The sequence below is a fragment of the Gordonia jinghuaiqii genome, from assembly GCF_014041935.1.
GTDB classification, from domain to species: Bacteria; Actinomycetota; Actinomycetes; order Mycobacteriales; family Mycobacteriaceae; genus Gordonia; species Gordonia jinghuaiqii.
Genome location: NZ_CP059491.1, coordinates 3,569,940 through 3,582,730 on the forward strand (window position 1 = coordinate 3,569,940; position 12,791 = coordinate 3,582,730).

The 12,791-nt window shown below is 68.1% G+C and carries 11 protein-coding genes; 3 read left to right on the top strand and 8 right to left on the bottom strand.

Annotated features, from left to right (window positions below):
* Window positions 1-39: 39 nt before the first annotated feature.
* From nrdE to H1R19_RS15965, 4 genes are all read right to left on the bottom strand, one after another.
* The gene (gene nrdE / locus H1R19_RS15950; RefSeq protein ID WP_188327535.1) at window positions 40-2,232 is read right to left on the bottom strand and encodes a class 1b ribonucleoside-diphosphate reductase subunit alpha; all 2,193 of its coding nucleotides are present in this window, start codon (window positions 2,230-2,232) and stop codon (window positions 40-42) included.
* A 95-nt stretch (window positions 2,233-2,327) separates the two neighbouring features.
* Window positions 2,328-2,792 carry a class Ib ribonucleoside-diphosphate reductase assembly flavoprotein NrdI gene (gene nrdI, locus H1R19_RS15955; RefSeq protein ID WP_188327534.1) on the bottom strand — a complete coding sequence of 155 codons (465 nt, stop codon included), beginning with the start codon at window positions 2,790-2,792 and terminating at the stop codon, window positions 2,328-2,330.
* 253 nt (window positions 2,793-3,045) lie between these two features.
* Window positions 3,046-3,279 (bottom strand): redoxin NrdH, encoded by a 234-nt coding sequence (locus tag H1R19_RS15960; protein ID WP_188327533.1) that lies wholly within the window; start codon window positions 3,277-3,279, stop codon window positions 3,046-3,048.
* 387 nt (window positions 3,280-3,666) lie between these two features.
* On the bottom strand, window positions 3,667-4,224 hold the full coding sequence (locus H1R19_RS15965; RefSeq protein WP_219849537.1) for an NAD(P)H-dependent oxidoreductase: 558 nt from the start codon (window positions 4,222-4,224) through the stop codon (window positions 3,667-3,669).
* 112 nt (window positions 4,225-4,336) lie between these two features.
* Between H1R19_RS15965 and H1R19_RS15970 the strand changes: the two genes are divergently transcribed.
* Together H1R19_RS15970 and hpxO are read left to right on the top strand one after the other, a co-directional pair.
* On the top strand, window positions 4,337-4,963 hold the full coding sequence (locus H1R19_RS15970) for a TetR/AcrR family transcriptional regulator (protein WP_188327531.1): 627 nt from the start codon (window positions 4,337-4,339) through the stop codon (window positions 4,961-4,963).
* Between the two features lie 79 nt (window positions 4,964-5,042).
* Window positions 5,043-6,203 (top strand): FAD-dependent urate hydroxylase HpxO, encoded by a 1,161-nt coding sequence (gene hpxO / locus H1R19_RS15975; RefSeq protein WP_244970724.1) that lies wholly within the window; start codon window positions 5,043-5,045, stop codon window positions 6,201-6,203.
* A 41-nt stretch (window positions 6,204-6,244) separates the two neighbouring features.
* On the opposite strand, the gene eccB is transcribed toward hpxO, so the two are convergent.
* Window positions 6,245-7,720 (bottom strand): type VII secretion protein EccB, encoded by a 1,476-nt coding sequence (eccB, locus tag H1R19_RS15980; protein WP_219849539.1) that lies wholly within the window; start codon window positions 7,718-7,720, stop codon window positions 6,245-6,247.
* A 203-nt stretch (window positions 7,721-7,923) separates the two neighbouring features.
* Here eccB and eccE point away from each other — a divergent pair, with 203 nt between their 5' ends.
* Window positions 7,924-9,660 (top strand): type VII secretion protein EccE, encoded by a 1,737-nt coding sequence (gene eccE / locus H1R19_RS15985; protein WP_219849540.1) that lies wholly within the window; start codon window positions 7,924-7,926, stop codon window positions 9,658-9,660.
* A gap of 3 nt (window positions 9,661-9,663) precedes the next feature.
* Here eccE and manA read toward each other — a convergent pair whose 3' ends face one another.
* From manA to H1R19_RS16000, 3 genes are all read right to left on the bottom strand, one after another.
* Entirely contained in the window at window positions 9,664-10,950 is a 1,287-nt protein-coding gene (manA, locus tag H1R19_RS15990; RefSeq protein WP_188327527.1) for a mannose-6-phosphate isomerase, class I, read from the bottom strand.
* Window positions 10,947-12,104, bottom strand: a complete 1,158-nt coding sequence (locus H1R19_RS15995) for a hypothetical protein (protein WP_188327526.1) — start codon at window positions 12,102-12,104, stop codon at window positions 10,947-10,949. The genes manA and H1R19_RS15995 overlap by 4 nt, the downstream gene beginning before the upstream one ends.
* A gap of 149 nt (window positions 12,105-12,253) precedes the next feature.
* The gene (locus tag H1R19_RS16000) at window positions 12,254-12,784 is read right to left on the bottom strand and encodes a DUF3499 domain-containing protein (RefSeq protein WP_188327525.1); all 531 of its coding nucleotides are present in this window, start codon (window positions 12,782-12,784) and stop codon (window positions 12,254-12,256) included.
* Window positions 12,785-12,791: the final 7 nt, after the last annotated feature.

Below are 12,791 nucleotides of genomic sequence, written 5' to 3' on the forward strand. Positions count from 1 at the left end.
TGGGGCAGGCGGTCCGCGAAGTGGTTGTCTCGCAATGGTTTACAACATGCACGAGACGCAACCCTCCACTTCGGTGCCCTCGAGCGCGATCTGGCGCAGACGGATGTAGTACAGCGTCTTGATGCCCTTGCGCCATGCGTAGATCTGCGCTTTGTTGACGTCGCGGGTGGTGGCGGTGTCCTTGAAGAACAGCGTCAGACTCAGGCCCTGGTCGACGTGCTGCGTCGCCGCGGCGTAGGTGTCGATGATCTTCTCGTAGCCGATCTCATACGCGTCCTGGTAGTACTCCAGGTTGTCGTTGGTCATGTAGGGCGCCGGGTAGTAGACGCGACCGATCTTGCCCTCCTTGCGGATCTCCACCTTTGCCGCGACCGGGTGGATCGAGCTGGTCGAGTGGTTGATGTAGCTGATCGAACCGGTCGGCGGCACCGCCTGCAGGTTCTGGTTGTAGATGCCGTCGCGCTGGACGGCCGCCTTCAGCTCACGCCAGTCGTCCTGGGTGGGGATGTGGATCCCGGCCTGGTCGAACAGATCCCGCACCTTCTGGGTGGCCGGCTCCCATGCCTGATCGGTGTACTTGTCGAAGAACTCGCCACTGGCGTACTTCGACTTCTCGAACCCGGTGAACGCCTTGCCCCGCTCCCGCGCGATCGTGTTCGACGCGCGCAGCGCATGGAAGAGCACCGTGTAGAAGTAGATGTTCGTGAAGTCGATGCCTTCTTCGCTGCCGTAGAACACCCGCTCGCGCGCGAGGTACCCATGCAGGTTCATCTGCCCCAGGCCGATGGCGTGCGAGTTGTTGTTGCCGTGCTCGATCGAGGGCACCGAGGTGATGGTGGTCTGGTCGCTCACCGCGGTGAGCCCGCGGATCGCGGTCTCGATGGTCTGGCCGATGTCGGGCGAGTCCATCGTCTTGGCGATGTTCAGCGACCCCAGGTTGCACGAGATGTCCTTGCCCACCTCGGCATAGGACAGATCGTCGTTGAAGGTCGACGCCGTCGACACCTGCAGGATCTCCGAGCACAGGTTGGAGTGGGTGATCTTGCCGTCGATCGGGTTGGCCCTGTTCACCGTGTCCTCGAACATGATGTAGGGATAGCCCGACTCGAACTGCAGCTCGGCGAGGGTCTGGAAGAACTCGCGCGCCTTGATCTTGGTCTTGCGGATCCGACGGTCGTCGACCATCTCCTGGTACTTGTCGGTGACGTTGATGTCGGCGAACGGCACACCGTAGACGCGTTCGACGTCGTACGGGCTGAACAGGTACATGTCGTCGTTGTCCTTGGCCAGCTGGAACGTGATGTCCGGGATGACCACGCCGAGCGACAGCGTCTTGATGCGGATCTTCTCGTCGGCGTTCTCTCGCTTGGTGTCGAGGAAGCGGTAGATGTCGGGGTGGTGGGCATGCAGGTAGACCGCACCCGCACCCTGACGCGCACCGAGCTGGTTGGCGTAGGAGAAGGAGTCCTCGAGCAGCTTCATGATCGGGATGACACCCGAACTCTGGTTCTCGATCTTCTTGATCGGCGCGCCGTGCTCACGAATGTTGGACAGCAGCAACGCAACCCCGCCGCCGCGCTTGGACAGCTGCAGCGCCGAGTTGATGGAGCGGCCGATGGACTCCATGTTGTCCTCGATGCGGAGCAGGAAGCACGAGACCGGCTCGCCGCGCTGCTTCTTGCCCGAGTTGAGGAAGGTCGGCGTGGCCGGCTGGAAACGTCCCTCGATGATCTCGTCGACCAGGTTGCGGGCGAGGGCCGTGTCGCCGTCGGCCAGCGTCAGCGCCACCATGCACACCCGATCCTCGAACCGCTCGAGGTACCGCTTGCCGTCGAAGGTCTTGAGCGTGTAGCTCGTGTAGTACTTGAACGCCCCCAGGAACGTCGGGAACCGGAACTTCTTGGCGTAGGCGTGCTTGAAGAGCCCCTTGACGAACTCGCCGTCGTACTTGGCGAGGACCTCGGGCTCGTAGTAGTTCTCCTCGACGAGGTACTCGAGCTTCTCGTCGAGGTCGTGGAAGAAGACGGTGTTCTGGTTGACGTGCTGCAGGAAGTACTGGCGTGCGGCCTCGCGATCCTTGTCGAACTGGATCTTTCCGTCGGCGTCGTACAGGTTGAGCATCGCGTTGAGCGCGTGGAAGTCGAGCTCGCCGGGCTCATGCCCCGACGGACCGGCGTGCACGCCCGATTTGCTGGCTGAGGTTGTGTCCGAGACGGCGGCGGTGGGCGACACGACAGATGACTCCTGCGGATTGTGGTGACTGGTGACCGGGTGCCTGTGAGGGCAGAGTATGGGTGGGGTGTGACAAGGAGGGGTGTGACAGGGCGTCAGGCGGGCGAGGCGTGCAGCGACTCACCTGTCGCGAACGCCGGACTCAGGGCGAAGTCGGCGAGTCCCGCTCGTACGCGGTCGACGTCGTCGGTGGTGCCCATCAATTCGAACCGGTACAGGTAGGGCACGCGACATTTGCGCGAGATGATGTCGCCGGCGTGACAGAACTCCTCACCGAAGTTCGTGTTACCCGCTGCGATCACCCCCCTGATCAGCGATCGGTTGTGTTCATCGTTGAGGAAGCGGATGACCTGCTTGGGTACGTGACCGCCGGGCTTGCCGGTCGCTCGTCCACCCCCGTAGGTCGGGCAGACCAGCACATACGGTTCGTCCACAGAAAAATCACCGGTCCGGTCGGCCACCGGGATGCGCAGTGCGCGAATCCCCAGCTTGCCGACGAACCGGTGTGTGTTCTCGGAAACGGAGGAGAAGTACACGATCAACGGCGTCACAGCCGACATGTCTCCTCCAACCCTTGCTGACTCTCATTCGATGGTGCCCGCTCCGGGCGGAACACCCGTGGGACGGCTGTCGGTTCCAACGCCGGAACCGGCGCGGCCATTTCCTCGATGCCACTGCCTCGACGCAACGCCTCGACGCGACTCCCTCGGCGGCGGATCCGGCTTCCCCGTCGGATCGCGCTCGGACTTCACAGGAGCCCGGACCAGAAGATCTGGCGTCTCGGCGCCGCCTGCTGAGGCGAGGCCGATGAGGTCAGGCAGCTGCGGTGGCGAGTTCCTTGATGCGGTCGGGACGGAAGCCCGACCAGTGCGAGTCGCCGACGACCACGACGGGCGCCTGCAGGTAGCCGAGGGCCATGACGTAGTCACGCGCCTCGGGATCTTCGGTGATGTCGATGATGTCGTAGGCCAGACCCTGCTTGTCGAGGGCCTTGTAGGTGGCGTTGCACTGGACACATGCCGGCTTGGTGTAGACGGTGATGGACATTCGGAGTGCTCCTCGGGTCGAAGGAATCGCCAGTGACGTGCGGTTTCCCAGCGTGAAGATCGTGACTTGAATCACTGACTTCCTGGCGTTCTCCGAGGAGTCGAACTGCTCTCGTCGTCTGCCTGGCTGGTAGTGAAAACACTACACCTAGTGGCTGACAATTCTGGGCACCACAAGGGGTTGTGAATAACATTCGTGGAAGACATGCAGGTCGCAGCGGCGCATGATCGTGAATTCCGGCGTGTCCCGCGCACGCCCGGCGTGTCGCGCACAGGTTGTCCAGTGGTGGTCCACAACATGTCCACCGGCAGTCCACAGCCCCGGTGACACGACGACGCCGCACCGGGCGGGAGCCCGACGCGGCGTCGTGGAAGAGCGGGAGAGCCCTCAGGCGTTGACGGCGACCTCGTCGACGAGGCGGCGGACGGAGGCGACGACCTTCTCGACGACGGCCGGGTCTTCGATGCCGGCCTCGGGAAGGGCGGTGATCTGCAGACCGAGGTCGGCGTCCTCGATCGCGCGCCCACCGGCGATGCCCACCGACTTGCGGGTGTCCTCGCGGGTCCAGAGTCCCCCGTACTGGCCGAGGCCCGCACTCAGGACGGCGACGGGCTTACCGGTGAGGGCTCCGACGCCGTAGGGACGCGAGAGCCAGTCGATGGCGTTCTTCAGGGCGGCCGGCATGGTGCCGTTGTACTCAGGGGTGGCGATGACCACGCCGTCGGCTGCGCCGACGACCTCACGCAACGCCGTCACGTTCGCGTCGAGCTGCCCCTCGACGTCGAGGTCCTCGCTGTAGAACGGGAGTGCGCCGAGGTCGTCGACGACAGTGATGCGGACTCCGGCCGGTGCGTTGTCCGCAGCGACGTGAGCCAGCTGCCGATTGACCGACCCTGCGCGCAGACTTCCGACCAGCGCCACCAGTTCGACGACTCGTTCCGACATGTCTTTCCCTTCCGTAGATGCGCGGCCCCTTACTGGACCGCGAAGTTCGACGCCTTCAACCGGACCAAGGTCCGATTGATTCCGGGTCGCGATGAACAGTTACGCTCATCACGTGCCGAACGGGCCCGACCACTCCCCGCTCCATGTCTCTCTCAACCCCACGGGGACCGAACGTGCCGACGCCGCACGTAACCGGCGACTGTTGCTGGCTGCCGCGAAGAACCTGATCGACCACCACGGTGCCGCCGCGGTGACGATGGAGGCGGTGGCCCGCGAGGCAGGTGTGGGCAAGGGCACGGTGTTCCGACGCTTCGGTAGCCGTACCGGACTGATGCTCGCGCTCCTCGATCACTCCGAGGCCGAGATGCAGCAGGCCTACCTGTCCGGTCCGGAGCCGCTGGGGCCCGGCGCACCACCGCTCGACCGGCTGCTCGCCTACGGACGCGCCCGGCTCAAGCTCACCTGCGACCACCTCGACATCCTGTTGGAGGCCGGCGCGGCGGCCGAGGACTTCATGACTCATCCGGTTGCGCGGACCTCGACGCAGCATGTCCAGATCCTGTTGCGCCAACTGGGTTTCGGTGACGAGCTCGATTTCGTGTCGCTGGCGGTGCAGGCCCCGATGTCGGCGACTTCGGTCCGGTACCTGATGGTCGATGTGGGCCTCGACCTCGAGACGGTCACCGCTCAGTGGCAGCAGATGGTCACGGCCCTTGTCGACGGACACGGCCGCCGCTGATCGTCGTCGAGGGTGCCGCATCGGTATCAGCGGACGCTCGCCGCGCGCCGATCGCGGCGTACCCATAGCCTTGGTCCCTGTGAAGGCAGTCATCATCGGCGCGGGTATGGGCGGGGCGTCCGCGGCCATCGCACTCAAACAGCTGGGACTCGAGGTCGAGGTCTACGAGCAGGTCACCGAGAACAAACCCGTCGGTGCGGCGATCTCGGTGTGGTCCAACGGCGTCAGGTGCCTCAACCATCTCGGCCTGGAAGAGGAGACCGCCGCGCTCGGCGGCATCGTCGACTCGATGAGTTACGTCGACGCCTTCACCGGAGAGACCATGTGTCGCTTCAGCATGCAGCCGCTCATCGACGAGGTCGGGCAACGGCCCTACCCCATCGCGCGCGCCGAACTGCAGCTGATGCTGATGAACGCCTTCGGTCACGACGACATCAACTTCGGCAAGAAGATGGTGGCCGTGCACGACGGCCCTGCCCAGGCGACCGTCGAGTTCGCCGACGGCACCAGCGCCAGTGGCGACATCGTGATCGGCGCCGACGGCGCGAAGTCGCTGACCCGCGACTACGTGCTCGGCAGCCCGGTGGAGCGGCGCTATGCCGGTTACGTCAACTTCAACGGTCTCGTCCCGGTGGACGAGAGAATCGGTCCGGCCACCGAATGGACCACCTACGTGGGTGATTCACGACGGGTGTCGGTGATGCCGGTGGCCGGCAACCGTTTCTACTTCTTCTTCGACGTCCCCATGCCCGAAGGCGTCCCGTTCGAACGCGGCACCGCCCGCGAGGTGCTCGCCGAGGAGTTCGCCGCGTGGGCCCCCGGCGTGCACACCCTCATCGGCGCACTGGAGCCGGGCGCCACCAACCGCGTGGAGATTTACGACACCGATCCGTTCCACACCTGGGTGAGGGGTCGCGTGGCAGTCCTGGGCGACGCCGCGCACAACACCACGCCGGACATCGGCCAGGGCGGATGCTCGGCGATGGAAGACGCCGTCGCGTTGCAATTCGCCTTCCGCGACAATCCCGATGACCCGCACGCCGCGCTGGCCGCCTACGAGGCATCGCGCACCGAACGCGCCGCGGACCTCGTGCTCCGGGCCCGCAAGCGTTGCGACGTGACGCACGGCAAGGAGCCGGAGAAGACTGCCGCCTGGTACGAGGAACTGCGACATGAGGACGGCACCAACGTCATCCGCGGCATCGTCGGCAATATCGTGGGCGGGCCCCTGACCGCATAGGTTCGCTCACAGATCCCGACCCCGCGAGGTCCGGGGAGACGCTATTCGCCGTCGGGCGCGATGCCGGTCGTCTCGAGCCCGTCGTGGGCGACGAGAGCCGCTCCCCGCGACAGCGTGGGTCCGGGCGCGAGCAGCGACACCACCGACCAGGGAGCACGTGCGGGCGAGTCGCCGAGTCCGAGAACCCCACCGGTCTCGAAGTCCGGGACGCCGAAGCGCACACCCGAGTCGTTCACGTAGAACAGCGATTCGGTGCGGGTGCTGTCCGCCTCATTCCCGGTGACCTGGATGTACTCACCCGAACCCGGCGGCAGGAACACCTGGTCGAGGGCGGGCCCCGAGCCGTCGGCTGAGGTCAGCCGGACCGGGATGTCCTTGGAGCCCAACGGGAGTGACCGGCCGGCCAGCAACGACGTCTCGGCGCGCGGTTCACCGGCGCCGCGACTCCAGGTGCGGCACAGTACCGGGTCGCCGGCGACGCCGAGCAACGCCGGTGTCTGCTCCGGGAAGTCGGAGATCGGTAGGTCCCGCACATTCTCCAGCGCGGCGAGTTGTCCCGGGGCAACCGTGGTGACCGGGGCGGCGCCGTTCGGGTCGGCCAGACGCATCATCTCAGCGGCCGGTGCGCTGATCTCCTGGACTCCGTTGCGCAGCACCACATGGTAGGTGGTCGCGTCGTCGACCCCGACCGACCTGACCACGGTCCCGACGGCGGAACCGTCGACGGCGCCGGGCCGTCCGGCGCCCGGGATCGCGGGCACCGCGAGCGGGTCGACGAGCGGAAACGCGTTGAGCAGACCCGCGGTCATCCGTCGCGGGGTGGCGGCGTCGAGGCCCAGCGCGCGCAGGACGGGCGCATCAGCGGTGTCGACGGCGGCGCGGACGGGACTCCAGGAGCCGTCCCGGAACAGCTGGTAGATCAGGAACGTCTCGCCACCGGCCGTCACGAGAACCGCGTCGGCGGGACGGGCGACACCGATCGCGTTCCCGAGTTCCGGGTCGTCGGCGATGACCGTCTGCACGATCGACTCCACCGGCGACGTCGAGGACACGGTCGAGGAATCGCACACCGTCCACGTCGAGGCGCCCGAGTGCGCGGAACCGGGCAGCGACGCCGGGGCTCCGGGAATCCCGAGCAGGGGTCCGCGCGGGTAGGGCTTGAGTTTGTTGTCCCCCAACGACGTCGGGGATGCGGAGCTGCCGGTGATCAGTCGGGCCGAGGCGAGATTGAGGACCGGGTGCAGCGTGTCCTCGATGAGGACGTGCGTGGCGCCGCTGTTCTTGCTGACCAGGATGGTGGCGTCACCGACCGAACCCTGCGGCCGGATCAGGCCCCAGATCCCGCAGCCGCCGAGCAGCAGCAGACCGAGAACGGTGCCGACGACGAGGGCTTGCAGCTGAGAACGCATCGGGTCGTGCAGCATCCGCACGTCCCGGCGCACGAGCGCGTGTTCGAGCCGCTTGATCAGGAAACGGTAACCGTTCACCTGAGCCTTGGTCGTCAGCTGACGTGCCACGACTCCCCCTGTCCCGACCGAATCCCCCGAGCTCGACGCGATCGCCGGGGACGGTTGTGATCTCCCACGGCATACCCCCTGCCGCGCGGTAGTAGCCTAACCGACAAACAGGGCCCTGACGTGTGGGGCGCCACCGGCTGTGGACGCGGTATCGGCGGGCGCGGTCGTGCACTGTCAGCACCGGTGATCGAGGGGGTCGAACCGTGGATCGGAACACGCGCGCGATGGGACTGCGCACGCTTGTGGTGATCGAGGTCATCCTGGCCGCCGGTCTCGTCATCTGGACGCTGTCGGGCAGTGTGTGGGGAAGCTCTGCGCTGGTGGCGGCGGTGATCGCCGCGGCCGGACTGGTGCGCGTCCGCGGGCGACAGTCCCTGTTCGGTCGGCTGGCCGGGCGACTGTCCTTCTCGTGGTCGCGGATCCGGCGCGACGCCGCCGACCTGTCGCCGGCCCCCTTCGACATCCCCCTCGCCACCCCGGGCGCGCACACCGCGGCACAGCGGTCGTCGGCGCCGACCACCATCGGTGCCCGCTGGGTCGGCGACACCCTGGTGACGGTCGTCCGGATCGATCCGGGTGGTCCCGCGGTCACCTACCTCACGCCGGGCAACAGCACTCTCGCCGACCCGGCCGGTCAGGTGGTGCCGCTCGACACCCTCGCCGCGTGCATCAACCCCTACGACATCCGGCTCAGCTCCATCGAGGTCATCAGTCACGGTGTGCGCGTATGGGGTTCGGGCGTCGCGCCGGCAACCTACGACCGCACTCTCGGACCTCTGTCGGCGACCGCCCAGAGGTCGGTGTTCGTCGTCCTGCGCCTGAACCCGCTCGACTGCGCCGACGCCGTCGCCCGCCGCGGCGGCGGTGCTGCCGGTGCGCTGCGCACCGCGACCGTCACCACCCGCCGGGTGGCCAAACGTCTTGCGGAGAGCGGGTTGTCGACCACGATCCTCTCCGCCGGACAGATCACCGCGATCGGCACGCAGCTGACCGAGGGCGCGAGCCTGGACTCGTTGACCGAAGAATGGGGGTCGGTGGGTGTCGCGGGCCTCCGGATGCGCAGTGCCGCCGTCGAACCCGACGCCCTCGGTGCCGTCCTGCGCGACATCTGGGTCAACCCGGCCGTCTCCACAACCGTCACCGTCCGACTCCGCCACGTCCCCGCCGAACGCCGGCGCCGCGACGGCCGCTCGACTGTCGAGGTCTCCGGCGTCGTACGGTTCAACGAGTTCCCCGCGGCCCACCGGGCTCTCTCGTCGTGGCCGGCCGGCCTGAAACCCCTCGACGGATGCCAGTTCGACGCCCTCGCGGTCGGTCTCCCCATCGCCACACCCACGCGTCTCGACCGAAACCTCCCCGCGCTCACCGGCTCCGACGCCGATGAATTCCTGGCCTCGGTCCGGCTTCCGGCGGGCGGTTGCGGCCAGCTCATCGGCGCCGACCACGCCGGCCGGGCAGTCGCGACCCGCCTGCTCGGGCCCGGGATCTCCACCGTGTCGGTCGCCGCGGGGATCCACGTCGTCGCGCAGATCGCATTGCGTGCGGTGGCCATCGGCGCGGCGGTCCGGGTACACACCGACCGACCGCACCGCTGGACCCCGGTGGTCGCCGCGATCGGCGACCCCGGCGCGTTGTCCCTCGCCGCCGACCGAACCCCCACCCGGCCCGGACCGGCGCTGGTCATCGTCGACGGCGTCGCGCCGCCCCCGCCCCAGGCCGACACCACCCGGCTGATCGTCGTGGCTCCCGGGCTCGGCGATCCCGACGGCGGGTCCACGGTCGCACTGCGGCAGAATCCACGTGCGCCGCAGGACATCTCGCTGGATGCGGGCGGTCAGACGATCCTGGTCACCATGGTCGCGACCCCGGACGAGTGGAACCTGATCGGCGGCTACCCCGAGCCGACCGCCAACGCCCCGACGGTCACCATCCGGCGCTGACGGTCACTCCACGGCACTGGCCACGGGCGACGAGTGCCCCGGCCGCGCGGTCACCGAGACCGGAACCAGCGCACGGTAGAACACCGCGCGAGCCGACGCCGCGTGAACGGTGACGTCCGGGTCGTCGTGGGTGATCCACAACGCCCGACCCGCGGGCACGGTCAACGGCGCGCCGCCGGCGGGCCGAACCTCCACGGCACCGCTCAGGACGGCCAGGATCTGCGGCCCCGGCATGTCGAAACTGATCGACGAGGCGTGATGGAGCCCGGTGCCGTCCAATTCGACTCGCGACAGCCTGAATTCGGGGGCCGGGGTGAGATAGATCCGTTCGGCACCGATCGTCCGCACCGGCGGCGAGAGCGCCGCGGCATCGACCGGGGTGAAGTCGAGGACACGCAACAGTTCGGGTACGTCGATGTGCTTGGGCGTCAGCCCACCGCGTAACACGTTGTCGGAGTTGGCCATGATCTCCACACCCGTGCCGCGTAGGTACGCGTGTAGGTTGCCCGCGGCCAGATAGAGAGACTGTCCCGGCTCCAGGTGGATGTTGTTGAGCAACAGCGACGCGAGCACTCCCGGGTCGTTCGGATAGTCCTCACCGAGCTCGCACACCGTGCGCAACTCCGCGGTGAACTCGGTCTCGCCGGTGCTCAGCGCAGCGACCGCACCGTTGAGCACGGCGGGCACGAGCTGCCTGATCAACGACTCCGGCAGCGTGAGCCAGGTGGTGAACAGCGCCCGCAGGCCCTCCGAATCCGGTTGTCCGGCGAGCATTCCCAGGTACGGATCGAGCTCACTCACCTGCAATTCCCGGAGAAGACGAATGGTCACCTCGGGTGTACGGAAACCGGCCAGCGCGTTGAACGGGGTGATCGCGACGATCAACTCGGGCTTGTGCCACGGGTCGCGGTAATTGCGGTCGCGGGCGTCGATGGCCAGGCCGCGGGCGTTCTCGCGTTCGAACCCCGCGCGTGCCTGCTCGGAGGACGGATGTGCCTGCAGCGACAGTGGTTCCTCGGCGGCGAGGACCTTGAGCAGGAACGGGAGTCGGTTGCCGAAGGCGGCCGTACTCTCCGCACCGAGAGCCCCGAGGGGGTCTGCGTCGATCACGTCGACGAGGTCCTGCTCGACGCCGTTGACGTCGATGCAGCGCGCCGAACCCGCCGGATGCGAACCGAACCACAGTTCCGCCTCGGGGTGCGCCGAGGGCACCGGCCTGCCCTGCATCGACGCGATCGCCGTCCGGGAACCCCACGCATAGGGGCGCACCACACCGTCGATGATTCTCATTGCATCGTGTTCCCAACCAGACGGAGGTACACCGCCGCCATCTCGACCCGTAGTGCCACGATCAGGAAATCCCGGACATCCCCCGGGCCGTCGGCCACCGGATCATCGCCGGGCGCCGGGCGCAGGTCGTCCCACTGCGCGACGCCGGCACCGGCATCTGCCGGCGCACCCTCCGCGCGATCGGCGCCGACCACCAGGTCCACGTCGCCCAGGCCGGCGACCCGCTGCCTGGTGTACCACTCGCGGCGGGCGGTCGAGACCACCAGCACACGGGGCGTCTGCGCCGGGGGTGGGCCGTCGATGTCGGGGTCGTAGAAGATCGAGTCCGCGGCAGGCGCCCCGCCGGACCTCGCCTCGAGCAGGCGCGACATCCGTGAGACATCGGCGAGTTCGGCTGCGGCACCGACGACTCCGGCCAGACCCACCAGGCTGGTGACGGCATGTCGCGCCACGACGGCTCCCGCCGGACTGTCCGCGCTCCACACCGAGGGGCGGTCCTGGATGCGCAGGGCCAGCGACTTCGCCCGGTTGCGGAAGGTCTCGCGACCGGGGTGGTCGGCGGATGCCTCCTCGTCGAGGGCGTCGGCCAGTTCGTCGAGCACGGGCGCCGTACCGGTGAAGCGAACCTGCGACAGCGCCCCGAACACCGCCAGGAGTGCGGCCACGAAGCCCACGAACCGGAACCGGGGTTCGATGTCGAAACGCGGCGAAAGATCTATTCCGTTGCCGCCCAACGCATCCCGAAGCGGGCCCGCGACCGGGGCGACCACGACGACCTCGGCCCGCCTGCGATGAGCACGCGCCGCCGCATCGGCCAGGGACATGTCGCCGGCATCGTCGCCCGCGACGACCACCACGTCGAGCGGTCCGACCCAGCCGGGCAACACCGGACCGCTCACCACGGGTACGTCCACACGCGAGGCGAGAGTCGCGACCGCGAGTTCCGCGGCCCGATGCGACACACCGCTGGCGCCGTGGACCACGACGACGCTGCGGGGCCGGAGATCGGCCAGGGGCGCGAGGACACCCTCACGAGCCGCTTCGGCGACTGCGCGGACCTGCGCGCCCGCGAGGGCGACAGCTCTCAGCAACCCGTCGAGATCCGCGGAGATCAGCTCCTCGGCATCATCGAGGTCAGGGGAACCGGTACGCATGTGACCAGGGTAGCCAGCCCGCGGTGTCGGCGCCCACGTACGCGGCACAGACGTCGCGACGGACCCCCGGCGATCGGTCGGGCCGGTACTCGTCTCGCGGCCCCCGACAGCGACAACAGGTTCCACGCCCCCCGCGTGGTGGTGTCCGGTCAGTCGACCGGATCCGGTAGAACCCGAAGATGTCCGCGACGACCGGGACGGGGTCGCGTCTGATGGCGTGGCGCACCCGCGCCGCCCGCGGACTGCGGGTCGACGGGACCTGCCCGGTGCCGACCGGAACGACGATCCTCGACGGCGGCGTCCACCCCGGCATCGGCCAGACGGGAGTCACCCAGACGGGGCCCGTCGAAGGCGTCGAGCGAATCGACCGGGCCGCGGTCCACGAAACGGGGACGACCACCGCCCGCCACGGCACCGGCCTCACGGACAGCCTCGGCGAGCGCCGTCAGTTCCTGATCCTCCGCGGGCGGCGCCGAGAAGCCCCGCTCGCTGCGCAGCATCTCCCAGCCGCGCGGGACGGTGATCCGGCGGGCATGGTCATCGCACAGATCCCAGGAGTGCGGCTCCACCGACGTCGCGAGCGGGCCGATGACCGCGGTCGACTCGGAATAGACGAAGGTCAGGGTAGCCACCGCGGATCGGGCGCAGCCGGGTCGGCAGCACAGACGGGGAAGCTTCACGTGACGA

What these genes read in the sequence shown, in the direction of transcription:
- H1R19_RS15965 (WP_219849537.1), bottom strand. Translation starts at nt 4,224, where the DNA reads ATGTCGGAACGAGTCGTCGAACTGGTGGCGCTGGTCGGAAGTCTGCGC.
- manA (WP_188327527.1), bottom strand. Translation starts at nt 10,950, where the DNA reads ATGAGAATCATCGACGGTGTGGTGCGCCCCTATGCGTGGGGTTCCCGG.
- nrdI (WP_188327534.1), bottom strand. Translation starts at nt 2,792, where the DNA reads ATGTCGGCTGTGACGCCGTTGATCGTGTACTTCTCCTCCGTTTCCGAG.
- H1R19_RS15995 (WP_188327526.1), bottom strand. Translation starts at nt 12,104, where the DNA reads ATGCGTACCGGTTCCCCTGACCTCGATGATGCCGAGGAGCTGATCTCC.
- H1R19_RS15960 (WP_188327533.1), bottom strand. Translation starts at nt 3,279, where the DNA reads ATGTCCATCACCGTCTACACCAAGCCGGCATGTGTCCAGTGCAACGCC.